We start from the raw sequence: 26,329 nt of genomic DNA on the forward strand, positions 1-26,329 counted from the left end.
ATAGAAGCGTAAGCATTGAGAGGGAAACCAACGTTAGGGTATTACAGTAAAGCTTGAAATTTGGGGGATACGAATTCTACAGCAATCCTGCTGCAGCTATCCCATATTAGAAGATAATAGGTTATCTTATGGATACTCTATCATCGAATAATCAAGGTAAGAATTGCTCAAGTCGGATAAGTCCTAGCCTCTTGGCTTCCACTATCGCTTCAGATCGTGATCGAACGCTCAGTTTCTCGAATATCCGAGTTAAATTATACTCTACCGTACGCTGACTCATATGGAGCTTGGCGGCAATATCCTTATTGCTGTTGCCATTAGCGACTTCCTGGAGAATATCTTGATCCCGTTCATTAATGGAGACCTCTTCGATTGCCTTCTCTGCTCGGGTAATCTTAACTTCATTCCGTCTTAGCTGCTTGAGTAGCGTAATTGGAATGACCGCTTCGCCCCGCATCGCGCAGCGAATCGTGTTATGCAGCTGCTCGCGAGACACGGTCTTCGAGATGAAGCCTGATACTCCACATTCAATTAACAAATTGTAGTGAGTGCTGATCTCATAGCCTGTATAGATAAGCACTCTGCGATCCGGATCTTGTTGAATCAATCGCTTAGCCAGCTCCAAACCGCTAATTCCTGGCATATTCAGATCACACAGGATGATATCAAAGGAATCATTGTTGACCGCATCAAGTGCTTCCATCGCCGATAACACAACCGTTACCTGCATATCAGGATCCTGCTCGATCATCGTCTTGGTTCCTTCTCCAACAGATGGGTGATCGTCAACTAATAAGATACGAATCACGTAATAAGCCCCTTTCCGATCGGCCAGTCGTCATCGTTTCGGGTAAACTTATAACAACCTCAAGACCGCTTCCACGCTTAGATCGGAACGTAATCTCTCCTTCAAGGCTTGCTACTCGCTCCTTAATACCTGATAGTCCCATATGCTCGAATGACGCCTTCATATAATCCACATCCATACCAATTCCGTCATCTTCATAACGGAAATAAATCATTCCTTTGCGCTGCTCCAGCTCTAACGTAACGAGATTCGCTTGTGCGTGCTTAGCTGCATTACGCAGCAGCTCTTGTACAATTCGATAGATGGCTGTTATCTGCTCTTCATTCAATGGTTGAATAAACGGTGTCGGCCGGAAATCCACAGCGAAGTTATCTCTCATCTGTGAATGCTCGACAATAGACTCTACAGCTTCAACAACACCCATTTCTTTAAGCAAAGGCGGTCTTAGCTCATTGCATGTCTCTCTTATTTGATGGATGACATCCAGCAAGCCTTCTTTGATTTCTTCCAATTCATGTTCGATCTTGTCTGACATTGGGTAATCATTCATGATCGCTTCCAGCTTGCGATACCAGATCAATTGATCCTGCAGTGCAGAATCATGGAGATCTGCTGCCAGCTTCCTGCGCTCATTCTCCGACAAGCAGAACAATAGACGAAGAACCCAAGGAGATGTGGACTGTTCCTTACGAACTTCCGATTCCAAATCCTCGATTAATCCTTCAATTAAATACAAATTCTCGAATACGATGCTAGCGTAGTTAGCCATCGTCTTCAGCCAACGAAGCTCATCCGAATTGAAGCGGGTATGATTCGTCTTCGAGCCGATCCATACAACATGGAATTTGGAACGTTGACGTCCAATAACCAATCCTAATCCATGAGGTAGCTCAACCATCTCGCCTACTTGAAGAGAATCCACCACCTGCAGTAAAAACACAGATGTGCTCTGCTCTTCTTCCGTTAATCCGATAGGCTTCACAACAGCTTCAAGATAATCGACTAACAAGAAATCAATTCGATTAACAGGAAGCAGCTCGCTGATTTCTTGCTTCAGCACCATTTCAAGATCACTGCGTTTCATCACCGTAGCGATTTTGCGAGAGAAACGATCAAGACTGTCTTGATAGCTGTACATCGCTTTGAACAGCTTCGGTCTGAATCTATGGTCAATCTGCTCTTTCACATACAAGAATAACGTCATTCCAATGTATGTAGCCAGGAAAATCTGAAAATACCGCAGCCAGGTTTGATCTGTAACGCCTGTCAGTACACCAGCTATACATAGAGTGATAAGAATCGATGGGAACAATGCAAGCAGCGTGTAGTATTTAAATCTGGTTAATATAAAATCAATATCAAACAATTGATTCGAAGTTAACAAGTAAAAATACACGATAGGCAGCACGAAAACAAACAGAGCTGTAAACGCTGCCGGAAGCGCTTGTCCTCCCCCGATAAATAAAGGAAGCAAGTTCAATAAGGTAAACGGTGTGAACGCAACGATATGCGATACGAGCGTAATCTTAAACAGAGAATTGAACTTGGTCTTACGATACTGCAGAAACTTTCTCACCAGCTGGCAGATACAAATGATATTCCCGGATATTAATGTGCCGTAATATAGCATGCGTATGTAATTAAATACTACGAATGGTATGAGATCACTCCACACATAGAGAAGCATCCCAATCTCTACCAGACTAAATGCTATAAATAAGCTAATTAAACCTCGCTTGCTTATGAATATGACATTGTACCGCTTCATGTATTGATTCATAAATTGCAAAAAGATAACAGGCAAAGTCGGCAATACCAAGTAAATGACCGAGAAACCAACCTGATCGTTCCGATAGGAGGCTGCCGATGAGTAATAGCTAAGGCCAATGCATACAAAGAACAGCATGAGCATCAAAGCAGCGCCATCATGCTTTCTTTTTGAATACAAAAACAAAGAAAGGCCAGTAAATATGATTAATGAGATGAGCGGTATGTAGAGTTGAATAAACAATTCCCATGAGGAATGATCGCCATTCCACCCTCTATTGAACGTAATCGTTCTTGCCTCATTATTGCTGTGCATCACATAGACAGAATCCGATTTCTCAATAGAGAAGAACTTTGTCGCATTCTTGTACTCATCTACCGGTGCATTGTTAACCATCAATATTTTATCGCCAACTTGAATGCCTTTACTAACGGCTTGGCCAGCTGGCTCAATTGCTTTTACATAATACTCGCCTTTATGATCTACTTTTAATTCGAGACCAATGAAAGGCTCTCTTATGATGATAAAAGTTAAGTATAGTAACACCGCAGAGAAAGCGATAAGGAAGAGAGGTGCTGTGAATCTTTGTGCTAATCTGTACATATCTGATCTCCTCCTGCGCTACCATGAGGTATTACTTAACTTATTAACCCCAAACTGCTAATGTATAATTGCCTTTTTTGTCGTCTTGTTTGTTCAGTGCATCTTGGAGTGCGTTGTGTTCTGCTGCAGAAACACCAGCTAATTGAAGTTGGCCACCCATAACCATCGACATCTTCTCTGTGTTACCGACTAACGAACGAATAGCATCTTTCAACATAGCAAATTCCTCCTCTGATATAGTAGAATCATTTAATGATTCTACTATATCAGGAAATCAAGTGACAGAAAACGCTAATCTAGTTCGTATTTACCGCAACCCTCATTGCGGTGTTGCGGTACTTGTCTATTAATTAGAAAATATTAGAAGAATATCCTCTTTATAATTAGAAGCTTCCGGAAGCTCGTCGAGCAGCTCCGTGAATCGATTATAATGCATCCTCATTCTCACAGAGCCATATAGTCCCGCGCCTGTTCGCTCACATGCTTGCTCCAGCATTTCCCTTTTGTCTGCAACCTCTGCGGCAGTCAGACGTCCTTCAAAATAATCGGCTATCCACCGATCGCAATCCGCTAGCTCTTCCAACAAAAACAGCGTCAGAATTGTTTTTTTGCGTTGAAGAAAATCGTTTTTCTCATCCCATCGGAATAGGTCTTTAATATCATTTTTAATTTGTGCCGCCATACCTACTTCAAGAGCGTATTCTGCTACAACTGGATGCCAATCCCGGCCAGTCAGCATGACTCCAGTCATGCAAGCATATACGAGAAGTGCGGCTGACTTCTGCTCCACCATCTCCATATAAGACTGCTCATCATGAATGTCATGGTTCAAATCCAGCATTTGACCGTTAGCCGCTCTGAGCAGCTGCTTATTCATCATATCTATCGTTCGCAGCAGCACCTCACGATCAAGCTCGCCTTCCAGCATCGCTTGCTGAGAGAGTGTCATAAGCGCTGTAGCGATATGTAGGGCAATGGGCATAGGCGCCTTAGACCAGGCTTGGTGAGGAGCATCTCCGTCCTGCAAGTCATCGAGTATATCTGAAGCTAGAATGAATAGCTCAACAGCTGCTGCTGCACGATAAATAAATGCACTGGTCCCTCCGAACATTCGGTAATGCACAACGGTAAGCAGACCGAAGCGTATAGGCTCGGTCTGCTTGTCCTCCATGAATAATAACGCATATTGTTGAAGAGACTGCGAAGTAAAATGACGCTCTATTAGTTCGCGCATTTCTTGTATAATCATTGGCTTGCAATCTTCCACCATGTGACCTCCATCGACTCATATCCTAACTATTTTACACGATGGAAGAAAATGCCGGCAACCACTTTCATAAGCTTTCCCTTATTCCCCCCCTTTTTCTCTTGAATTGTTGTCTGATGACTCGATTGGGACATCCCCTCCTCATTTATTCTATCCAATAGAGCAGCAAGCATCTCCATTCGTTTCTCCATTACATCACTGCGGTGCGGACTTTTGATGTCATTTCCCTGATCCATATACAGAAGCCCTCCTCAGGTTAGGCCGCCGGTTAAACCTCTGCGTAAGCGAAATGCACATATACAGCTTCCATCGTCAATCCACCGACTGGAATTTGGGAGATTAGCCTGTTCGGAGTATCACACTTCACGATACCTCCCTTGCGTAACACAGCTATTCTATCGCAATTCCTCTGGAACTCTCCCATATCATGAGAAGACATGACAATCGTTTTTCCTTGCCGCTTCAAGTCCAATAGAATCGACCAGTATTCTGCTCTCGCTTGTTGGTCTAAGCCGGTCGTTGGTTCATCTAGAAAAATGATGCTTGGATCATTCACAAGTGCAATTGCAAGCGCCGTGCGCTGCTGCCAGCCACCAGATAATCGCTTGACCGTCTTATTCATATAAGGTTCTAACCCTAGCTCAACTACCAATTTATCTAAATTATATTTACGGGTATAAAAGGATTGGAACATCTCAAGGGCTTCTTTCACTGTTAACTTATCAATCAGAGAAGTGCTATGAAGATGAATTCCAATATGTTCCTTTAACCTCTCCGCTTCCATTATCGCATCAATCCCCAGCACTTCAATCCGTCCATTGTCCGACTTTCTGAGGCCCATCAACATTTCGAGCAACGTCGTTTTACCTGCCCCGTTAGTCCCAATAATTCCGAACAGCTCTCCTTCTCTTACATGAAAGGAAACTTCTTCGATCGCTTGGTAGGAACCATATGATTTGCATATCGAGCTTACTTGAATGACTGTTTGCTTTTTCACCAGTAGTTATCCTCCATCCACGCTGGACTGCACGCTGAGCAAGCCTTTCTGTTCTGGTTGATCCTTGTAACTCTACCTTACCCTATCATGCTAGTGAATTCACCGAAAACCATCCTGCGGTTTCACACAAATATATTGCGGTACCGCAATCGGCATGTGAGGTTTGCATTGCGGGCAAGTCATATCATACAAAAAACGCCCCGGTACAACTGCACCGAGACGCTTCATTATTTATCCATGATATCCACAGCCTTATCCACATAACTAAATGAATTGTTAGTTAATTCTGTCGATAATCCGTGGTTTAAATCAACGATTTGTAAAGGTTAATGCCACTAACTAAGTCTTTCCTACTATTCCCACCTACTGTTATCCACATTATCCACAGGTTTTGCACAGGTTTAGTGAAAAAACTATCCACTTTCCACTCACATTGTTATGCACAGCATAAGGGTTGATTTTATTGCGTTTTTCACCCTTACTCACACCCCACTCAGAACTGTGGATAGACCATAGACCGACGATTTAGACAGCATTCTCTTGCTTAAGACGTGATGCTGAAGTCATGACAGCCTGATTGCACGCGCCGACGTATGCCTGAGCAGCCGCAAAAATAATGTCCTTGTGAATGGATGTCCCGCGGAACCGCTCACCATTCGTGACGATGGACACGACTGCCTCGCCATAAGCATCCTCGCCAGTCGATAAGGAATGCAGCTCCAGGTCTTCGAACTCTGCCGCGACCGGTATTGCTTGTTGAATACAATTGATAACGGCCTCTAGAGGACCAGCGCCCATCCCAGAATAGGAATGCTCCTCGCCATCCTCATTCTCACGAATCGTTATGGAGGCGACTCGTGACTTATTGCTGCCCGCCAATACCTGCAGATCAATCAGCTTGTATGGATCAGGCTGCGTTGCTGTCATTTCACCAGCAATGCGGATCAGCTCGTCGTCCGTTACGATTTTTTTCTCATCAGCTACTTCCTTGAAGCGATTGTATACATCTACCAGATGGTTGTCTGCAACCTCGACGCCGTATTCTGACAGACGGTGCTTGATCGCTGCACGTCCGGAATGGCGGCCCAATATAATCATGCTGCGTGAAATGCCCATCGCCTCAGGGTCCATAATTTCATAAGTATTGCGATTCTTCAGCAAGCCATCTTGATGAATGCCAGATTCATGCTGGAATGCATTACGACCGACAATCGGCTTATTATAGGCAATCGGATAATGCATCGCACGGCTGACCATACGCGAGGTCTCATAAATTTCACGCGGCTGAATGTTGGTCGCTACCTGCAGGACGGATTTGCGCGTATCGATAATCATTGCCAGCTCCTCTAATGAGCAGTTGCCTGCACGTTCACCTACGCCGTTAACAGTTACCTCAATCTGCGATGCGCCTGCTCGAATTGCCGCTATGCTGTTCGCTGTCGCCATACCCAGATCATTATGATTATGGGCGCTGTAGCGTACAGTCTCACCACCACGAGCTTGCTGACGCACGGATCGGAACAGCTCTTCAATCTCATCTGGCATTGCATATCCCAGCGTATCCGGCAGGTTAATAATCGTAGCACCTGAAGCAATTGCAGCTTCAACCAGCTCAATGACGAAGCTGCGATCTGAGCGTGTAGAGTCCATCGCGGAGAATTCAATCTCATCCACGAATTGCTTGCCGTAGCTGATCATATCGCGAGCAATCTGCACGACCTCTGCACGAGACTTGCGCAGCTGGTGGTTCAAGTGAATATCTGAGGAGGAGATGAACAAATGAAGCCGTCTTTTGGCCGCATCCTGTGTTGCTCTTACCGCGGCGTCAATATCAACCTTCATTGCTCGAGCAAAGCCGGCGATCTCTACATTCTGAAGCTCACGCGAAATTTGCTGTACGGCTGCGAATTCGCCAGGGCTTGATACGGGGAAGCCCGGCTCAATCACATCGACACCCAGTTTAGCTAACTGCCTAGCGATAATAATCTTGCGCTCAGGCTCAATGGACGCTCCAGGAGATTGTTCCCCATCACGCAGGGTTGTATCAAAAATCTGGATTTTTCTCATTTCGTTATTCGTGGCGTTTGCTGTATTCATAGGTCATTACCTCCGATTATGGTTTTAGTATGATTGACACAAGCTTCTATCTGAACGAAAAAAAGCCTGCCATCTCCTTGGAAGAGACGACAGGCTTGTTAGCCACCGTGGTACCACTCTAATTGGCCGGACCTTATGTGCGGAAGCTGTAGACAATCCATGATCTGAATGGTCATCTGCTTCGGCGGGTCCGAACCCGCTTAATGCCCGATTACGGAGGCGTACCGTAACGATATACACGTCGCGCTCTGCTGATTATACTCAGACCACGATTTCTATCATTCCGCTCCCAGGCGAGTTCGAACTTCAGCTTCGACTGCGTCGCACCGACCCGCAGCTCTCTGCAGCAGCACATCCAAGGGAAGCCCCTCCATGATGCGCTTGCTGTGTACCAGCATCTTCGTTCTACTACTCCTGTTCCCAGCGTTTGGGTTATGGATTGTTCGTAAAGAACCGAACATATTGAATGTTCATAACAACTTCAACCTGCTTGGATACTTCTGTAAACAACAAGAAAAGCCTGTCGTCTCTATAAATCAAGAGACGACAGGCTGTGAAAGACCTGCGCGGTACCACCCTTGTTGACATCATCCTCAAAGCTATAAATCAGCCTGGATCCAATGCCCACCTTAGGCACATCATCAACTCCGGATGTTGATGGATGCGCACCCGATTACGGGGGTTAACCGTAACAACGTACGTGCGGCAAGCTGTCCATGGCCAGCTTATGCTTCCGTTGTCCCGCTCCCAGGCGAGGTTCAGGTATCCTTCGACTGCGTTGCACCAACCCGCAGCTCTCTAATCCCAGATAGACCTTACTATTCCTGTTCATTGCGTTTGCATAATATCCAATTTGAAGTATTGTTGCTTATTATATTCTCCAACAAATAATCTGTCAATTCTATTTTAATCATTTTTTTAATTAATATTTCCTGTAGACCAGCCTTCTAGCGAGAAGTTCGGCTCCGCCTTCATATCAAGCGATGTGAATTCTCCCTGCTGCCACTTCAGATGAGCTGCTGCGCCAATCATCGCCGCATTGTCCGTGCACAGCTGATGTGGAGGAACCAACAGCGGCAGGCCTTCCCGCTCACAGCGAGCCGAGAGCGCTGCGCGCAAGCCTCGGTTAGCAGCTACACCGCCGCATAATAGCAGCTGCTTCGCCCCTTCAGCACGAACCGCACGGATCGCTTTTTCGACGAGAACTTCAATGACGGACTCCTGAAAGCCCCTAGCCAGAGCCGGTACGTTCAGCGTCTCGCCTTTCATATTCGTCTGGTTAATGACAGCGAGAACTGCGGACTTCAAACCGCTGAAGCTGAAATCATAAGAGTCTGGTTCAAGCCAAGCGCGAGGAAGCTGAATAGACTCTTCGGCTTCTACCGCAAGACGATCAATGTGAGGTCCTCCAGGATAAGGGAATTTGAGTGCGCGAGCTACCTTATCGTAGGCCTCCCCGACAGCATCATCACGTGTTCGGCCAATCATTCGGAAGGAGCCTTCATTCTCCAATAGCACAAGCTCCGTATGCCCGCCGGACACGACCAGCGCCATACAAGGATATTCCAGCTCATGCACCAGTTGATTCGCATAGATATGTCCTGCAATATGATGAGTACCGATGAAAGGCACATCCAGTGCCATCGCTAGGCTCTTGGCAGCAACGATTCCGACAAGCAGCGCCCCCACGAGGCCAGGCCCTTGCGTAACGGCAACGGCTGATAAGTCTTGCAGCGTTATACCAGATTCTTCAACTGCTTGCTCAATCATGAGCGTTATTACTTCCACATGCTTGCGTGATGCGATTTCGGGCACGACTCCGCCGAATCGCCGGTGTACCTCAATCTGACTGGAGATAACATTGGATAGGATGTGCTTACCTCCGCGAATGACAGCAACTGAAGTCTCATCACAGCTCGTCTCGATCGCAAGAATAATACTGTCTTGCTGGTTCATTGAATTAGCTTGTTTATTATTCACATTCCCTGCTCCTCTTCACTGGACGATCCCTCAATCTTCAATTCCGCCCACATAATCAGAGCGTCTTCCAGATTATCCGAATAATAGGCTGGCCTAATGCCAGAAGGCTCGAAGCCGAGCTTACGATAGAGCCCTTGCGCGATTTCATTCGAGACCCGCACCTCCAGCGTCATTTTGCCTGCTCCAAAAAACACGGCGGTACGCTGCAGCTGCACCAGCAGCTGCTCACCAAGGCCACGTCCTCGCCAGTCTGCTCTCACGGCAATATTCGTAACGTGAGCCTCATCAATGATGACCCACATGCCACCGTATCCGATAATATCGCCCTCATACTCCATAACCATATATCGTGCGAACATATTGTTCGTCAGCTCATTCGTGAAAGCTTCTTCCGTCCAAGGCGTTGTAAATGCTTCTTGCTCAATAGTCACTATAGCCGCAATATCATTCAAGGTCATCGATCGGAATACTAGATTATCCTCGCTGAGTATGCTCATAACGATTGTTCCTCAGCTTCCTTCGCGGCAAGCTTCACTTCAGCCTCCGTCAGCTGGGTATAATTCGGAGTAAACGTATGCGTATCATCTACGCTTCCTTCCCGAAGCCGCTCACGCCCTAAGTGGGCGACCCATCGTCCCTCAAGCTCATAGGGCAGTAATCGCACTTCAACATTCGAAGCTGCACATAGCTGCTCAAGCCGCAGCGCTTCCTCCTCATGCTTCGACAAGTCGCCTGCCACCCATATCCGATTCAGCTCATCCGCATGCCTTGCTGCAAGCTCCGCAATTTGCGTAACCCAATCCTGCATGAGCCTTACGCCATCTTCAGCGAACCTGCTCCATTCCCGCTTATGGTTCATAGCGAAGCCCCCCGTATAAACCTGGCCCCTTCTTGCATCCATAATGGGCAGGACCCAATCTGTACGATTGTTATCGGAGGAAGCTTGTTCAACAGTGGAAGCTCCATGATGCCAAGCGCCATATCCAAGTGCCTCAAGACTTGAGATGCCAATGAGCGGCTTATTCCATACCCAAGCCAAGGTCTTAGCTGCTGATACCGCAATTCTCATTCCCGTATACGAGCCCGGACCGCTGCCTACTGCGATAGCAGCCAGCTCGTCCCCCTTCACACCGCAATCCTGCATCAGCTGCTTCAGATGCGTCACTATATAAACCGAATGGTTGCGTTCGGCGAAGGATTGAATTTCTCCAAGCACAGTCTGCCCGTCACTGATCGCAGCAGACATTGCCGCCGTAGATGTGTCGAACGCTAATATAGGCTGTTCATTATAATGTGTCATCGTTTGTCCCTGCTCCTATCTCACTTAGAGCCCTACACCAAGCGGCGTACGGTTCCCCAATGCCTGTAATCCGTATCCGTCGCTCCCCGCTGCCGTCATGCTCAATGTACATCTCCAGCCTTTCAGGCGGCAGAAGCTCCTCAATCAGACTTGCCCATTCTACAATCGTAACACCATTCCCGTAAAAATAATCATCAAGCCCCAGCTCATCCGCTTCTTCCAAGGAGAGCCGATATACGTCCATATGATAAAAAGGCAGCTCTGTGCCTTCATATTCCTTAATAATGGTAAAGGTTGGACTATTCACAATCCCCTTTACGCCTATCGACTTCGCAAAAAACTGCGAGAACGTCGTTTTGCCTGCACCCAAGTCACCATCTAGAGCGAGCACGGTACCTGACTTCGCCCACTCAGCAAGCTGCTGGGCAAGCTCGGCCGTATCCTGCTCACTCCGTACGAATCGTATAGCCTCTGCTCTTATATTGCTCATACTCATTCACCTGCTCATCATTTGAAATGATTGTATCCCCGCTTCGGCAGCGCTACCCTGCGCAGCCCTGCACCCGCTCCCCTATCGGCTGCCTGTATGAGCTCAACCCCGGGGACACCAGCTTCCGTCATGCCGATAATATAAAAAGGCAGCCCTTCTGCATGAAAAGCTGCTTGCGCACTTACCGCATCGGCCGAATCCATCGTACCTAGCAGTACGTAATCTTCACCACCATAGAGCATCCAATCCAGCGCATCTGTGCCAATTCGATTGGCGTATGCCGTCATACTGCCGCTGCGAGGAAGCGATTGCTCCTGCAAGGTAATAACAAGTCCGGATGACTCGGCTAACTCCCATGCTTCACTAGCCAGCCCATCGCTCACATCATTGAGCGAATGGCAGGTGCCTCGCGCAAGCAGCAGCCTACCCGCCCGAACGGATGGCGCCGGCCTGCGATGCGCCTGCACAAGCGCCGCGCTCTGCGACGCGCTTGCCAGATCAAGGGCGCTCTCGCCGCGTTCCTGCTTCGCGGCGAGCAGCAAGTGCAGACCGGCCGCGGACATGCCGACGGGGCCGGTCAACACCACTGCGTCCCCGGGCCTTGCGCCCGAACGACGCAGTGCCTTACCCGCTTCGACGGTACCTGTCACCGTCACAGCGATAACCAAGTGCAGCGGCGACGAAGTCGTATCGCCGCCAACAACCGCTACGCCATAGCGCTGCGCACAGGCGTATAACCCATCATAGAGCCGGCGCATACGCTCCGGCCCGAAGGACTTCGGCACGCTCACTGACACGAGCGCGTGCAGCGGAATCCCTCCCATGGCGGCAATATCGCTTATGTTCGCAGCAAGCGCCTTATAGCCGATGTCTTCATCGGTCATCGTCATTGCATTGAAGTGAACCGTCTCGACCATCGTATCCATGGCGATCAGCAGCTCACGAGGACCGTCCACTTCTTCGAGTGGAACAGCCCAATCGAGCACCGCTGCATCATCCCCGATTCCGAGTACAACTCCGAGCTTCTGCTGAAAGCGTGCGCTCTCCCGCTCAGAGGTCCAATTGCGGATGCTTGCAAATTCGTCCACTCTCGTAATCTCCTCCGGCCTTTAGTGAATGTCCCGCTTCTTGAAGCGGCCGCCCTTCACATCGTGAATGTTGCCCACAGCAAGGAAAGCGATCGGATCAAGCTCATGTACGATCGACTTCATCTTGGCCTCCTCCAGACGAGTAATCACGCAGAAAATAACCCGTTTCTGGCCGCCTGTGAAGCCGCCTTCGCCATGAAGATAAGTAACGCCGCGACCGAGCCGGCTCATAATAGCAGAGCCAATCTCCTGCGCTTCCTCGCTAATGATCCATACCGACTTTGACTCCTCGAAGCCCTCGATTGTAATATCAATCATACGGTATGCGATATAATACGCGAATAAGGAATACATCGCCCGATCCCAGCCGAACACGAATCCTGCGCTGCATAAAATAAATAAATTAAAGAACATAACAATTTCGCCAACAGAGAAGGGAAGTCTTTTGTTCAATAGGATAGCAATAATCTCTGTACCATCAAGCGATCCACCGAAGCGGATGACGATACCAACGCCTATCCCTAGTATCACTCCGCCGAATATCGATGCAAGGAAATACTCCTCAGTCAATGGAGCAACTGGATGGAGCAGGAACGTCCCAATAGACATCACGCTAACGCCATACAGCGTAGACATCGCGAATGTCTTGCCAATCTGCTTGTAACCGAGAACCAGAAAAGGAAGGTTTAGCAGGAATAAAAAAAGGCCAAGTGGCAGATCAGTCAAATGCGCCGCTATAATGGAGATGCCGACGATCCCTCCATCAATAATGTTATTCGGAACGAGAAAAATCTCCAGTGCTACCGCTACAAGCGATGCTCCAAGCGTGATGAACAGCACTCTCCGAAAAATTTCGAGCCTCGGCAATTTTAGATGCTGATGTTGACCTTCCATATGTAAGCTTGTTCCTCCCCCGAACAACCCGTTTATTACTATTTTACCTTATGAAGGCCGATATTCAAAGAAAAACAAGCGTAGTTGGTTACAACCTCCACCTGCCCTTCTCTCCCTATACGTACAAAATCCTCTTAACCGGCCGCCTTGCAACGGACAGAGAAGAGGATCTCGTAACTAGCCTATTACCGCGAACGTCTCAACCTCTGATCGGATTGTCCTCGTACGGTATAATACTCCATCCACACGATAAATTCTAAGCGTGAATTCGGCGTTCGTTAAGGTCGTAATATTATCAAACCGCACAACACCGTAGTTATCGAATGAAGCAGTTGAGACGACGGTATTACCTCTGAACAGACGGGCAAAAAACACAGCCGTACTAAATGGGATACCGTTATTATCTACCCAAACAACTGTAAGTCTACTAAATATAGGGCCGGCTTGCAGTTTCGTTCTTTTGGGAACTGTACCTATTATCTTTGCTTTACCCTTCGTATTCGTGCCATAGAAGGGCGGCTTCACTCTAGCTGCCATATGATGATCTCTCCTTTAATCGCATACTTCTATCCTATGCGTCAGGAGTGGCTATGCTTGGTCTAGCACCCATCTACGAGCAGCCTATTGCTAAAGCTCTTTGATAATAGTCAGATGCAGCTCATTCTTCAGCTCCAAATCATAAGGCGAGCTTGGTTCTCTGCCGTCTGCCTCACGTATAATGCGCACACGAGGACGGTGAAGAGCGAGCTCATTGTTGACAGAGACAACTCCGACCTGCCCGGAGCTAAGCAGCAATGTCGTAGACACAGGGTAAATACATATATGGCGACAGAAGATTTTGATAAGCTCAAAATCGAAATAAGTGTTGCCTGCGGCGAACAGAAATTCAATCGCTTCCGAAGAGGTGTATCTTTTACGATAAGGCCTTGGTGAAGTGAGCGCATCATACACATCGGCCAAACCTACGATTTGTCCATACATATGAATGTCCTCTTTCTTCAGCCCGCGCGGATAGCCAGATCCATCATAACGCTCTTGATGCTGCAGCGCGCAATGCGCCGATACAACAGAGATGTCATGATACTTGCGTAATATGTCAAACCCATCCTTGGCATGATTCTGCATGATGACTCGTTCTTCCGCCGAGAGGGGACCGTTCTTGCTAAGAATTTGCTGCGGCACCTTAGTCATGCCTATGTCGAACATGAGTGCGCCAATACCCAGTTCTTCAAGCTGAATACGATTGTAGCCTTTGGCAATTCCCATAATACCCGCCAATACAGCAACGTTAACCGAATGCTGGAACATATAGGCATCGGTAACATGTATATTCGTTAAGTTGACTAGAACATTAGGCCTTGTGGCCAGATCTTGCATAATTTGACCGAACACGGACCGGAACGTTCTCCCCATATCTGGAGCGATCGCCCTTCCTTTTGTAACAATCGACTGATCCCTGAATGAATTCATCGTTTTATAAACTGCATCTACTGCTTGCTTGCGAGTCTCATCGCGAATCGTTTCCTCTGGAATAAGATCCTCTGTCTTCCCATCCTCAATGAACAAAAAATCGATTCCTAACATCTCCAGCCGGTTTATAAAACGCTCACTTAGCTCGACACCCTCACCAAGAAGAACGTTGCCGTTATCTTGATAGACAGGCTTGGCGAGCTTTTCACCAGGAGTGACCGATCCAATTTGTACTTTTCTCATTAGACAGTTCCCGCTTTCGATCATTAATAGCCATGTAACGTAATGTAACCTTATATAACCGGATAACTCTATATTATCAGATATATGTGAGGCTGACTAGAAAGCGGTACACAATTGCAAAAAGACTTGTAGCTGCCCGAGAAGAGCAGTCCAAGTCTATTAAGCCAGTTTTCTTTTTACAATGCGGTTGCGCCCGCTATATTTGGCCTCGTACAGGGCCGCATCAGCTTGTGCGAGAAGCTCCCGCAGGAATCCCTTCGGATCAGCAAGCTCACAGGGTGTGAACTGCTCAACAGAGACAACGCCCATACTAATCGTTACCGATACAGATTGATTGCCCAAGCCGGTTTGCACCTGATTATGCTCGACAGCTTCCTTCACGGCATCCGCAATAATATAAGTATGCTCCCGATTCGTATTCGGCAAATACACAGTAAATTCCTCGCCACCATAGCGAGCAAGCACATCGGTTTCACGCAAGGTATATTTGACCGCATCGACCGTCCCACAGAGAACTTCGTCCCCTATTAGATGACCGTATTTATCGTTGATCGATTTGAAGAAGTCGATATCGAACAAAAAGATAGAGAAGGGAATGCCTTGACGCATATTAGCGGCTACCTCATGCTCCAGCTGCTGGAGCAAATATCGTCTATTGAAACAGCCTGTTAAGCTATCGGTAATCGCCATTTGCTCAAGCTTCTGATTCGCTTGGTAGAGCTCATCCTGCATGATCAGCAGCTCTTGATTACGCTCTTGAAGCAGCTCATTCTGCACATTGGTCTCTTCAACAAGCATGCGCAGCTCTGTCACATCATGGAAGGTAATTAATTTGCCAATAAGATGTGTCTTCTTCTGATTCATAATCGGTGCGGCTTGTACGACAACATGACGGTATTTGCCGTAGTCCAATGAAATCTCAATATCGTGCCGTTCCATAGGCTGTCTCTGCTGCTGCTCGAAGAAGGCTTCGAACTCCATCGCTACGTTCCTGCGGAATGACGACGACACCGCAGCGGGGATAAACTTGTCACCGATTCTCAGTTTCAATATCGGCTTAATATTCTTGTTCACTTCAATAATAATATCATTCTCATCGAGAACAACGATACCGGTTGACATTGAATTCATAACATCTCGTTGAACAATCTGAATAATATCAAATACTCGGTGCCTTGTAATGGCATGCACCAAATAGATTGCAGACAACGTCATGCCTACAGAGATCAGCGGGATATAGGTGGGAAACTTTTCAATAAAAATAACGTTAACGAACAGATCTGCTATTCCCAGCAAGAGAAGCATGATCATGCCATTCATCGCTGTCTTAACCAAGGTCCGGTGACGAGCGGATACGTTCTTCCGCAGTGTATAGAACAAAATATAGGACGACACCATCAGGTAAAGGAACAATTGAGTGATCATGATCCAATATAACGGGCCGTCTTGAAGCTGCTTAGCTGGTTCAAGCTCATTAGAGAAGGAGAGGAACATTTGGTTCGGATTCGTAATGACGACTGCAACCGAAATCACTGCCGGCAATGACAATAATAGAATCCTCTTCATTCGAATCACTTGTACTTGACCGGTTAGCCTGACAACGAATAAAAGCCAGCCGAATCCTAGTAACGAGAGTGCTGTATAAGCACCTAAAAGATAAAAAAGCCTGTACTGAGGAACAGGCGTTGTCTGAGCAATAAACTGGAATAGCGGCCAAAGCATAAACACAATATGTAGGAATAGATAGATTTTATGCAGTACCGTAATCGAATTAGCTGCAAGAACATAAACAAATAAAACAAGCAGTACGAGAAACATGCTACAATCCATCCACATCATTGCTTCCAATGCAGCTCACCCATTCATCATATCCATCTATTTACATTGTATCAAATGTTTTTTGGATCGACAATAACCTGATCTGCCACTCTTTTAGTTTATTTTCTCTTTTGGCCAATAATCTGACAGCATTCGCTCCAATGAAGGCGTTATATGCAGAAAATCACGAAATTGCTTATATCGCTCCCACTTTTTGTCCGATAATGCAGCTTCGGTGCGAACAGCACGTATAAGCAGATTTTTGGGCGTATGCTCCGGATCGACGAACTCCAGCATTTGAACTTTATAGCCCAGCACCTCCAGCAGGTTACCGCGAGCAGCATCTGTCGTCAGTGCAGTAAATCGCTCTTTCAGCAAGCCCTGCGACAATAGCGGAGCAAGAACATCATTGTCTACCTGCTTGAACAGCTCATGCTGGCAGCATGGCACTGACATAATGACGGACGCCCCCCAATGAACCGCTTTGGCAAGAGCTGCATCTGTCGCTGTATCGCATGCATGAAGTGTCACAACCATATCCGCGGCTTTCAGCTCATCGTAATCCGCAATATCGCCTACCAGGAAGGTAAGCTTGTCATAGCCGAGCTTATCTGCGAGCTTGGAACAGAAATCAATTACATCAGCCTTCAGATCAAGCCCAATTATCGTAATATCCCTTCCTTGCTCGACTGCAAGCAAATGATACAAGGCGAACGTCAGATAGGATTTGCCGCAGCCAAAATCAACGATTGTAATTGGCCTGTCTGCAGGAAGGCTGGGCAGCACGTCCGTAACCATTTCTAGAAAACGGTTGATCTGGCGATACTTATCCTGTTTCTTCGCATGAACAGCTCCATCCTTCGTCATAATGCCAAGCTCAACAAGGAAAGGAGCTGCTGTTCCCTCCGCGATAATACGCTGCTTCTGACGGTTATGCTGCATATCCACAGCACTGCCTGTTGGCGGCTTGCTCAGAATTGCGGCTTTGCCTTTCTTATTGAATAACAGCTGGACATCTGCCTCGACTGTCTTGAATAGGCCCTGCCGATAATCTTCACTCAGGAGCTGGACAATTCGTTCTCCGGCTAGCTCAGGCGACACATTGTCATGTGTCACTTTATTTGCCGTATGATATTCGAACTGGTAGTTCAGCCCGTTCTTCAGCTTGATTGGCCTTACGACTGTCTTCGCAGCCGCCCCGCCATCCTTGCGGCGAAGCTGACTCATCGTCCCCTGCAATAATTGTTCCGCTTCGATCATCTGGTGTATGTCCTGCTGCCATTGTTCTGCCATAATCCCTTCTCGCTCCCTGCTAACATATAGAATGTATAGTGCTAGCCTAACGCCGCCAGCTCTTCTTGAATTTCTTCCCTCGGCAGTCCCCCTGCCGTCAATTGCTCATCATCATACAGCATCAATCTACGATAGAAGGCACTCGCCTCTTCAGACGGAATGACGCCATCCTCAAGCAGCTCATGGAGTACGTTCTCAGCCTGATCGAAGCGCCCTTCCCCTTCGTACCACTCGAATTGCAGCAGCTTGGTTGCCGTGGACAGCTCGAATGGCTTCAATAGGTCGAGCAGCTGCTTCGCCTCAGCAGATGGATTGACAATGGTATGCGGAGCATCCACGAGTGACAGCCTCATGAACAAATGCAATGCCTTCACATATTGGGTATAGCTTGCATCCTCGTTGCCAAGCTCATCATAGATATCGCCTTCCTGCTTAAGCATAATAGCGATAGCCTGGACATTGTCGGTCTCAATAACGCCGTTCTTGGACATGACGGCAAGCAGATCCTTATCGGATAAGGAGCGGATGAGCTTCCCGCTTAATCCGAATCTTTTATCCAGAAGATCATCGATCACGACAAGCGCTTCCTCATGCTTCATCTCTCGCTTTAGCTGCATGACTTGCCCCACTGCCTCTGTCATCTGCTCAATCATTCGCATAAAGAAATCACGTTGGAACACTGGCCTCGTCTCCCCTTCTCACAATCATTTGGCTATAAAGCCTAGGATAGCCTCGGTCATAGCAGCAGGCTGCTCCACCATCCCCATATGTCCTGCATGCTCAAGCTTCACTTGCGTCACGTTAGGCCCATCTACAAGAAATGTTTTCTCGGCTGGGATTACCTGATCCTCCGCGCCAGCAATTAGCAATAGCGGTAATTCAGTCTGCTGCAGAACAGCCGTACGATCAGTCCGCTCCTTCATTCCTCTTGCAGCGCCTGCTGCACCTGCTTCACTTGTCCCATACCCGATCTGCTTCACGCGCTCAACAAGCTCAGGCATTGCTTCCTTATTCTCAGGCGCGAACAGCTTCGGCGCTAGCCCCCCGACAAAAGCCTCAATACCATCTTGATGGATAGCCGCTGCGGCTTTATCACGATTCCCCTTGGCCTCATCACTGTCTGGCAGCGCTGTGGAATGTACAAGACCGAAAGCCTTCAGCTTCTGTGGATATCGCTCTGCGAAAGCGAGAGTAATATAACCGCCCAAAGAATGTCCCAGTACAACACTATCCTGAATACCGAGCTCATCCAGCATACCCGCCAGATCATCTGCATACATTTCCATCGAATATACGTTATCGGACGTTGCAGGGGAAAGCCCCTGTCCTCGCAGATCAGGCGCAATTATGCGCACATGCTGCTTCAACAGTGGAATAACCTGCTCCCAATAGGCGGAGCTCCCGCAAAATCCATGCAGCAAGACAGCTGCTGAAGATGCTCCGACCGCTCCATTCGTGTGCTCCATGGAATCGTAATAAGCGAGCTCAGTACCATTAGGCAGTTTGATCGTCTGCTGTGCGATAGATTGGCTTGTTGTCATCATGTACACTCTCCTCATCAGTAATGGAATAATGTTTCCAAGCATGCTCAACCGCTGCGGCAGCTGCTCGCGCCATCTCCATAACAAGATATAGAGATGTTGTCTGCAAGGTCATGTATGGCTTAGCGCTGTTCATGTTCACCACGCCAGCTATGCTGTAATTGCCGACCGCTGGCAATCCAACACCCGTTGCTTGACCTGGCTTAATCGGGCCTTCGATCGGAATAAAGGTTCCTACGGAGGAAGGTTTCCCTAAGCAGGCATCAACCACAATAACGACGGCATGAGACTCCAGCTCCATGTCTCGAATAGCCCGTCCTACATTATGAGCATCGCAGGGCTGTCGCATCGTGCCGTAGACATTATGCCAGCCCTGCTCCTCCAGCATCGTACCGACCAGTGGGCCGAAGGAATCTCCAGTAGAACGGTCTGTGCCAATACATAGGAAAGCAATTTCTCTGCGATCAGGATACTTGTAGGCAATATCAGCCAAAAAATGATTCATCCTGTCTATATTCAAGGTCTGTTCTTCCTTCATGACACACCTGCTTTTATAATCATTAACCTTATCTTGCTTCATTGTACCCGAATTAGGCTCAGCTGTTCAATTTACAGCATCACAAATTAAAAATATGTTACAATGACGACAGCAAACAGCAGACATGCTTGAAACGACCTTAGCTTAATCTGCTGGATAGAAGGAGGAAATTTCAATGGTTAATTTAGATCAGCCTACAGAACAAAACGTTGAATTTATGATTGAAACGATTAAAGTCAAGCTGAAAATGGCTTCCGCAGCTGCAATGCAAGCCTCTCACTTCAGCATCGAACAATACGAGGATATCAAGGAACTATATGAGGTCGTCGCATCCAAAGAAAAATTCAGCATTAGTGAAATAGAAGCACTCGTATCCGAGCTCGGCAAGCTGCGGGGAAAATAAATTATAATTAAACAAATTATCCCAGTAATAGACATTTAATTTCATCTTTCGACAAATAACAATAAACCGGAGCCGCTCCTATTGGAACGGCTCCGGTTTATTGTTTTATTCGTTCGTCTCTTCTGCATCCAGCGCTGCCAGCACCGCCGCCGATTCAATGGATAAGGAAATCGTTACCTGCTTCTGTTCCCCTTTGAGGAAGTAAGCCAGTCGCTCAAGCTTCTCAGCAAGCTCTGTCCCGCTGATCGTTGTATTCAAGTTGTAATTGAAGCGGTCGGAAGGCTGCTCATCCTGTTGATTGAAGGCTGGACGACTTCTCCATCCCCGATCCTGATTACTACTGGATTGAGCCATAATATGCTCTGGTACTGGATAAAACTTATCTGACTTGTTAACGACCCGTTCGTAAATACGCAATTTCTTGAGCAGCATATAATATTGTGCCGAATGCTTGAAATTCCAAGCCTCTCTAATATCTTTAAGCGTATAATCCATCTTCCAACGCTTGAGCTTCTCGACTTGTTCCTCCGCATCCAGCTGCAAAAAATCATCTAACGGTATTATTGTTTCCGGCATCTTGACCCCTCCGATTACTTGAATACTTGTGAACCATAAGATAAGCAAAGTCCCTGCTTCCTACCAACGACTCCTTATCTTTTGTTAAAATTATTATTACAAATAGTTTTTATTTTCATATAAAAAATACCATAATTTTTTGCTGTTTACAAATTAATTTCTTTACAGAAAAGCATCAGCACCGAAAATGTGCATAATGGCTGCTGTATACAGCAAGCAATCCGGCCTCTTATGGATAAGGAGCCGGATTACTTTGTTATTGCGTATTCTATTAAACAGCCTGTAAACCAAGCGAAGTTAGGAAACGGCTGAATGCAGCTGCGCCTTCCTCCGTTCTTTTGTACACGCCAGCGTCTTTGAGCACTTCGAGGAACTTGCCGCCCGTCTCGCTCTCGACGATCGCCTTAGCCTGCTCCTTCGTAGATGCAGACCCGTGACGCTCAACCAGCGATTCGATCCATCCAGCGTGCTTATGAAGCGGGTGAGAAGCATCCTGAAGCTCAGCTGTTACTGCTACTGCTCCTGTGAGGTAAGCAGCAATTTGCTCCAGCTCAACCTTCAAGCGGCCCGGCAGAACTGCAAGCCCCATGACTTCAATAAGTCCGATATTTTCTTTCTTGACGTGATGCAAATGCTGATGCGGATGGAATATGCCGTCCGGATGCTCTTCACTTGTACGATTGTTGCGCAGAACGAGATCAATCTCGTAATCGCCATTGTCACGCAAGCGTGCAATTGGAGTAATCGTATTGTGAGGAGTCTGGGTGCCATCGCTATTCTCTGTAAAAGCAAGCACATCCGCTTCAGCGTCACTATACGCACGCCACTCATCAAGCAAACGGCAGGCTGCCTTGTGAACATCCGCCTTGGACGAGCCATTCACACGTACAACTGACATCGGCCAGCTGACAATACCGAAGCTCACGCCAGGCACAGCAGGATCAATGAAGCCTGCATTCACCTGTGCCGTTTCCATCGGGAATGTATGACGGCCCGCTTGGAAGTGGTCATGGCTCAGAATAGAGCCGCCAACAATCGGCAGATCCGCATTAGATCCGATGAAATAATGCGGGAATTGCTCAACGAAATCGAGCAGTCTCGCGAATGAGGAATGCGAGATCACCATCGGCTCATGCTTGCCTTTGAACACGATGCTGTGTTCGTTGTAATACACGTAAGGTGAATATTGGAAGTACCACTGTTCACCTTGCAGCGTAAGCGGCAATACGCGAAGGTTCTGGCGTGCCGGATGATCTGCGCGTCCAGCGTAGCCGACGTTCTCCGCACAGAGCAGACATTTCGGATAGTGCGCTTGCGGCAGTGTTTTAAGCAAGGCAATTTCCTTCGGGTCTTTCTCTGGCTTAGACAGATTGACCGTAATTTCCAGCTTGCCATATTCGGTGTCATGCAGCCAATATTCATTCTTCCGGATGCGGTCCATCCGGATATAGTTCGAGTCAATGTTCAGCTCGTAGAAGGCATCTGTTGCACTCGCAATCCCCGATTCCGCTGCTGTACGCTGGAACTTGGCATTCGTCTCTGATGGACGCGGCAAAAGCAGACCCATAATCCGTGCGTCAAGAAGATCACGATAGGTTACGATATTATCCTGAATAAGTCCAATGGAGTAGCCATAATCAAGGAGCGGCTCCAGCAGTGTTACTGCACTGCTGATCTCTTCCTCGGGAACAGCCCCTTCGAAAGGCTCGGCAAATCCGAATAGCTCAAGCAGCGCATTGCGTGCTGCGTTCTCATCAAGCGGCTCAATCATGCCCTTGCGGAGGGCAAAGCGAACGAGCTGCTCAATTCGTATAAGGGTATCCTCAGCAGATACTGAAGCCTGCTCATGTCCTTGCTCTTGTGTAGTCATGCTGTCGTTTACTCCTCTCGACTGATATATCCTTGCGGGTTAGCCTCATGCCATCTCCATGCACTGCGGATAATATCCTCCAGCTTATTGCGCTTAGGGTTCCAGCCAAGATCTGCGCGGGCACGATCTGAGGATGCAACTAGCGTAGCCGGATCGCCTGCACGGCGCGGCTCAATTACAGCTGTAATCTCACGCTCTGTTACTGTACGTGCGATGTCGATGACTTCTTTTACCGAGAAGCCTTGTCCATTGCCCAGGTTGTAGATCGCGCTATCAGCGCCCGTACGTAGACGGTCAACAGCAAGGACATGCGCATCAGCCAAGTCGCTTACATGGATATAGTCACGAATACAAGTTCCGTCCGGTGTCTCATAATCATCACCGAATACAGAGATATGAGGTCGTTGTCCAAGTGCTGCTTGGAGCACGATTGGAATCAAGTGCGTCTCTGGGCTGTGGTCTTCACCAATGCGTCCGCTCTCATGAGCGCCTGCTGCATTGAAGTAACGAAGTGATACGAACTTCAGACCGTGAGCGACATCGTACCATTTCATCATTTTTTCCATAGCCAGCTTCGTTTCACCGTATGCATTCGTAGGAAGTGTCCGGTCGAATTCATCGATTGGCACGTTCTCTGGCTCGCCATAAGTAGCAGCTGTGGAAGAGAAGACGATTTTGCGAACATCATGCTCGATCATTTTCTCCAGCAGGCACAAGGTGCCATAGACGTTGTTATGATAATATTTACCTGGGTCCTTCATGCTCTCGCCAACGAGTGAATTCGCTGCAAAGTGAATGACCGCATCAATCTTGTTCTCCTTGAAGACTGTATCCATAAATTCCGCATCACGCAGATCACCAACGTACAGCTTGCCTCCAATCAGTGCTTCAGGGTGGCCTTGCTGCAGATTATCGACAATAACGATGTCTTCTCCGCGTTCTGCCAGTGCTGCGACTGCATGAGAACCAATATATCCTGCTCCGCCTGTTACTAGTACTGCCATTATCTCATCCCTCTCCTCTTGGTTAAATCTATCTAGACGAGCTGCTCAACACCGTTGCCGATGCTGCACAGGTAGAAATCAGGTGTTAAGCCTGTTGCTTCTGTATATTTACGGCCAACTTCCTCTTTGAATGCTTCAACGCTGTCTTCGTGAACTAGCGATACCGTACATCCACCGAAGCCGGCACCTGTCATGCGGGAGCCTAGAACACCTGGCACTTGACGAGCTGCTGCAACCATCGTATCAAGCTCAACTCCAGTTACTTCATATAGATCCCGTAAAGAATCATGTGAGCTGTTCATCAGTTGACCGAACTTCTCCAGATCATTGGCTTTGAGTGCTGTGATGGATTGAAGCACGCGGTCAATCTCCTCCACGACATGCTGTGCACGATCGCGTACAACCTGCTCTTTAATCAGATGCTTGTTCGCATTGAACTGCTCCAGATTAATTTGGCCAAGCAGTGTCAGCTCAGGGAATGCCGGCTTCAATTCTTCTACCGCTTGCTCACATTGACTGCGGCGCTCGTTGTAAGCAGAATCCACCAAGCCGCGGCGTTTGTTCGTATTGCCGATAACAAGCTTGTAATTGCCTGATTGGAAAGGAATGAGGTCATATTCAAGTGTGTCGCACATAAGTAGGATCGCATGATCCTTCTTGCCATTAGCAACCGCGAACTGATCCATAATGCCGCTGTTAACGCCGTTGAATTCATTCTCTGACTTTTGCGATAGAAGGGCAATCTGAACGGTATCAATAGGGTGTCCTTCTAATGTAAGCAGGGCATAAGCCGTTACTACTTCAATAGAAGCAGAAGAGGACAAGCCTGCTCCGTTCGGGATTTCGCCATGATACAGCAGGTCGTAGCCATTATTAATGCTGATGCTGCGGCTCTGCAGCTCATTCACGATGCCTTTGGGATAGTTCATCCAATCATCGGCTTCATCGAATACGATGGAATCAAGTGAGAACTGCTTCGATGTTGGGAAGTTGGTCGTTGCAAGTCCGAGCTTATTGTCATCACGCTTACGGATCAACAGCGTCGTCCCGAATGTCAATGCTGCTGGGAATACATAACCTCCGTTATAGTCGGTATGCTCACCAATGAGGTTAACTCGGCCAGGTGCATGGAACACCTTGATCGATGCGGAATCACCGCCATATTGTTGTATAAATTGCTGTGTCAGCTCTTGGAGGTTTGCCATTTGCTATCACGTTCCTTTTTATATGATGTGTGGGGCTGTCTGTTCCATTCAAGTATAACGCAATCTAGCGTACAAACAAAATGGCGGAAAGTGCTGTCGACATGGATTTATGTGACTTCTATCTTTTTAGCCGTTCATGTTATAGTTGTGTAAAAGGTCGATTAAATCCTAGACACAACTTGACAAGGCAGGTGCCATACATGCAGAAGCAGGAAACCTACAAGGTCGCCTCCAATCCAGTTATTTCGTACAACGGCCAGACGAATGTGCTGTTCTCAGGGGAGAGCCAGACGAAGCCCTCCCATCGCCTCGGTCCGAAAGTATACGATTTCTACCTCATGCACATTGTACTTGAAGGCAAAGGCGTGTTCATGTGCAGCGGCAAGACCTATGAGCTGCGCGCAGGACACACTTTTCTAATTGAACCCGAGCAGCTGGTCAGCTATGAGTCTGACGCCAACGAGCCTTGGCGTTATCGCTGGGTAGCCTTTAACGGGCCCAAGGCCCCGGAGCTGGTTAGCGAAGCGGGACTGTCCACTGCACAGCCAATAGTCGATACAGGCAGCAGCAGGCGCATCAAGGTGCTGTACAACAGCATCTTCACTACGTTTCGGCGAAGCGACCCGTCTTCTCATCTGAAGGCTAACGGTTATATGCATTTGCTGCTGGCAGAATACAGCACAGCTATTCATCAAGCGGCGGGCTGGTCACCGCTATCTGCTCAAGATGACAACGAATGGCTGCTCCAGCAAATGATTCATTATTTATCTACTCAATATGCCCAACCTGTATCGATTGAACAAATGGCGGAATCTCTTGGATACAATCGAGCTTACTTGTCCCGCTTCTTCAAACGGCGGACCGGCGTGTCACCGGTTACCTTCCTGCTGAAATTCAGAATCGATAAGGCCCGTCAAATGATACGCGAGCGTGAACAGCTCACCATAGAACAAATCTCGGCATCTGTCGGACTACAGGATGCACTCTACTTCTCCAAGCAATTCCGCCGCTTCTATGGACAGTCACCGACAGCTTATCGCGAAGCTATGCGCAGCTTACAGGAGTGATTATTTTTC

The 26,329-nt window shown here is 47.7% G+C and carries 26 protein-coding genes and 1 other annotated feature; of the genes, 2 read left to right on the forward strand and 24 right to left on the reverse strand.

Annotated features, from left to right (window positions below):
- Positions 1-151: 151 nt before the first annotated feature.
- From AC6ESP_RS10590 to yyaC, 20 genes are all read right to left on the reverse strand, one after another.
- Positions 152-808, reverse strand: a complete 657-nt coding sequence (locus tag AC6ESP_RS10590; protein WP_497096676.1) for a response regulator — start codon at positions 806-808, stop codon at positions 152-154.
- Positions 786-3,179, reverse strand: coding sequence for an ATP-binding protein (locus AC6ESP_RS10595; RefSeq protein WP_497096677.1), 2,394 nt, complete (start codon positions 3,177-3,179; stop codon positions 786-788). The genes AC6ESP_RS10590 and AC6ESP_RS10595 overlap by 23 nt, the downstream gene beginning before the upstream one ends.
- 43 nt (positions 3,180-3,222) lie before the next feature.
- Positions 3,223-3,396, reverse strand: a complete 174-nt coding sequence (gene comX, locus AC6ESP_RS10600) for a competence pheromone ComX (RefSeq protein ID WP_497096678.1) — start codon at positions 3,394-3,396, stop codon at positions 3,223-3,225.
- Positions 3,397-3,525: 129 nt separating this feature from the next.
- Positions 3,526-4,446 (reverse strand): polyprenyl synthetase family protein, encoded by a 921-nt coding sequence (locus tag AC6ESP_RS10605; RefSeq protein WP_497096679.1) that lies wholly within the window; start codon positions 4,444-4,446, stop codon positions 3,526-3,528.
- Between the two features lie 29 nt (positions 4,447-4,475).
- Entirely contained in the window at positions 4,476-4,682 is a 207-nt protein-coding gene (locus AC6ESP_RS10610) for a hypothetical protein (RefSeq protein ID WP_497096680.1), read from the reverse strand.
- Between the two features lie 32 nt (positions 4,683-4,714).
- Positions 4,715-5,443 carry an ABC transporter ATP-binding protein gene (locus AC6ESP_RS10615; protein WP_497096681.1) on the reverse strand — a complete coding sequence of 243 codons (729 nt, stop codon included), beginning with the start codon at positions 5,441-5,443 and terminating at the stop codon, positions 4,715-4,717.
- A 525-nt stretch (positions 5,444-5,968) separates the two neighbouring features.
- The gene (locus AC6ESP_RS10620) at positions 5,969-7,540 is read right to left on the reverse strand and encodes a 2-isopropylmalate synthase (RefSeq protein WP_497096682.1); all 1,572 of its coding nucleotides are present in this window, start codon (positions 7,538-7,540) and stop codon (positions 5,969-5,971) included.
- 536 nt (positions 7,541-8,076) lie between these two features.
- Positions 8,077-8,381 (reverse strand) — a binding site (T-box leader).
- A gap of 77 nt (positions 8,382-8,458) precedes the next feature.
- On the reverse strand, positions 8,459-9,496 hold the full coding sequence (gene tsaD, locus AC6ESP_RS10625) for a tRNA (adenosine(37)-N6)-threonylcarbamoyltransferase complex transferase subunit TsaD (protein ID WP_497096732.1): 1,038 nt from the start codon (positions 9,494-9,496) through the stop codon (positions 8,459-8,461).
- A 20-nt stretch (positions 9,497-9,516) separates the two neighbouring features.
- On the reverse strand, positions 9,517-10,023 hold the full coding sequence (rimI, locus tag AC6ESP_RS10630) for a ribosomal protein S18-alanine N-acetyltransferase (protein WP_497096733.1): 507 nt from the start codon (positions 10,021-10,023) through the stop codon (positions 9,517-9,519).
- The gene (gene tsaB, locus AC6ESP_RS10635; protein ID WP_497096683.1) at positions 10,014-10,820 is read right to left on the reverse strand and encodes a tRNA (adenosine(37)-N6)-threonylcarbamoyltransferase complex dimerization subunit type 1 TsaB; all 807 of its coding nucleotides are present in this window, start codon (positions 10,818-10,820) and stop codon (positions 10,014-10,016) included. The genes rimI and tsaB overlap by 10 nt, the downstream gene beginning before the upstream one ends.
- Positions 10,807-11,310 carry a tRNA (adenosine(37)-N6)-threonylcarbamoyltransferase complex ATPase subunit type 1 TsaE gene (gene tsaE, locus AC6ESP_RS10640; RefSeq protein WP_497096684.1) on the reverse strand — a complete coding sequence of 168 codons (504 nt, stop codon included), beginning with the start codon at positions 11,308-11,310 and terminating at the stop codon, positions 10,807-10,809. Before tsaE ends, tsaB begins: the two co-directional genes overlap by 14 nt.
- A gap of 17 nt (positions 11,311-11,327) precedes the next feature.
- Entirely contained in the window at positions 11,328-12,398 is a 1,071-nt protein-coding gene (thiL, locus tag AC6ESP_RS10645) for a thiamine-phosphate kinase (RefSeq protein WP_497096685.1), read from the reverse strand.
- 21 nt (positions 12,399-12,419) lie between these two features.
- A complete protein-coding gene (locus tag AC6ESP_RS10650) occupies positions 12,420-13,292 on the reverse strand; it encodes a YitT family protein (protein WP_497096686.1) in 873 nt (290 codons plus the stop codon).
- A 177-nt stretch (positions 13,293-13,469) separates the two neighbouring features.
- Complete coding sequence (locus tag AC6ESP_RS10655; protein ID WP_497096687.1) at positions 13,470-13,829, reverse strand: hypothetical protein; 360 nt, start codon at positions 13,827-13,829, stop codon at positions 13,470-13,472.
- Positions 13,830-13,919: 90 nt separating this feature from the next.
- The gene (locus tag AC6ESP_RS10660; RefSeq protein WP_497096688.1) at positions 13,920-15,005 is read right to left on the reverse strand and encodes an HD-GYP domain-containing protein; all 1,086 of its coding nucleotides are present in this window, start codon (positions 15,003-15,005) and stop codon (positions 13,920-13,922) included.
- 159 nt (positions 15,006-15,164) lie between these two features.
- Positions 15,165-16,823, reverse strand: a complete 1,659-nt coding sequence (locus AC6ESP_RS10665; protein ID WP_497096689.1) for a histidine kinase N-terminal 7TM domain-containing diguanylate cyclase — start codon at positions 16,821-16,823, stop codon at positions 15,165-15,167.
- Positions 16,824-16,937: 114 nt separating this feature from the next.
- On the reverse strand, positions 16,938-18,116 hold the full coding sequence (locus AC6ESP_RS10670; RefSeq protein ID WP_497096690.1) for a class I SAM-dependent methyltransferase: 1,179 nt from the start codon (positions 18,114-18,116) through the stop codon (positions 16,938-16,940).
- A 41-nt stretch (positions 18,117-18,157) separates the two neighbouring features.
- On the reverse strand, positions 18,158-18,796 hold the full coding sequence (locus tag AC6ESP_RS10675) for a DUF6483 family protein (protein WP_497096691.1): 639 nt from the start codon (positions 18,794-18,796) through the stop codon (positions 18,158-18,160).
- Positions 18,797-18,820: 24 nt separating this feature from the next.
- On the reverse strand, positions 18,821-19,657 hold the full coding sequence (locus AC6ESP_RS10680; protein ID WP_497096692.1) for an alpha/beta fold hydrolase: 837 nt from the start codon (positions 19,655-19,657) through the stop codon (positions 18,821-18,823).
- Positions 19,611-20,195: a spore protease YyaC gene (gene yyaC / locus AC6ESP_RS10685; RefSeq protein WP_497096693.1), complete on the reverse strand. Its 585-nt coding sequence runs from the start codon at positions 20,193-20,195 to the stop codon at positions 19,611-19,613. Before yyaC ends, AC6ESP_RS10680 begins: the two co-directional genes overlap by 47 nt.
- Positions 20,196-20,370: 175 nt before the next feature.
- Here yyaC and AC6ESP_RS10690 point away from each other — a divergent pair, with 175 nt between their 5' ends.
- Positions 20,371-20,598 (forward strand): DUF1128 domain-containing protein, encoded by a 228-nt coding sequence (locus AC6ESP_RS10690; RefSeq protein WP_497096694.1) that lies wholly within the window; start codon positions 20,371-20,373, stop codon positions 20,596-20,598.
- 105 nt (positions 20,599-20,703) lie between these two features.
- Here the strand turns inward: AC6ESP_RS10690 and AC6ESP_RS10695 are convergent, their stop codons facing one another.
- From AC6ESP_RS10695 to AC6ESP_RS10710, 4 genes are all read right to left on the reverse strand, one after another.
- Positions 20,704-21,174: a hypothetical protein gene (locus tag AC6ESP_RS10695; RefSeq protein WP_497096695.1), complete on the reverse strand. Its 471-nt coding sequence runs from the start codon at positions 21,172-21,174 to the stop codon at positions 20,704-20,706.
- Between the two features lie 271 nt (positions 21,175-21,445).
- Positions 21,446-23,044 (reverse strand): UDP-glucose--hexose-1-phosphate uridylyltransferase, encoded by a 1,599-nt coding sequence (locus AC6ESP_RS10700; protein WP_497096696.1) that lies wholly within the window; start codon positions 23,042-23,044, stop codon positions 21,446-21,448.
- Positions 23,045-23,052: 8 nt separating this feature from the next.
- A complete protein-coding gene (gene galE, locus AC6ESP_RS10705) occupies positions 23,053-24,048 on the reverse strand; it encodes a UDP-glucose 4-epimerase GalE (RefSeq protein ID WP_497096697.1) in 996 nt (331 codons plus the stop codon).
- Between the two features lie 32 nt (positions 24,049-24,080).
- The gene (locus AC6ESP_RS10710; RefSeq protein WP_497096698.1) at positions 24,081-25,253 is read right to left on the reverse strand and encodes a galactokinase; all 1,173 of its coding nucleotides are present in this window, start codon (positions 25,251-25,253) and stop codon (positions 24,081-24,083) included.
- A 200-nt stretch (positions 25,254-25,453) separates the two neighbouring features.
- Here AC6ESP_RS10710 and AC6ESP_RS10715 point away from each other — a divergent pair, with 200 nt between their 5' ends.
- Positions 25,454-26,320, forward strand: coding sequence for an AraC family ligand binding domain-containing protein (locus AC6ESP_RS10715; protein ID WP_497096699.1), 867 nt, complete (start codon positions 25,454-25,456; stop codon positions 26,318-26,320).
- The last annotated feature ends 9 nt before the right edge of the window (positions 26,321-26,329 follow it).

The organism is Paenibacillus xinjiangensis (assembly GCF_059686975.1).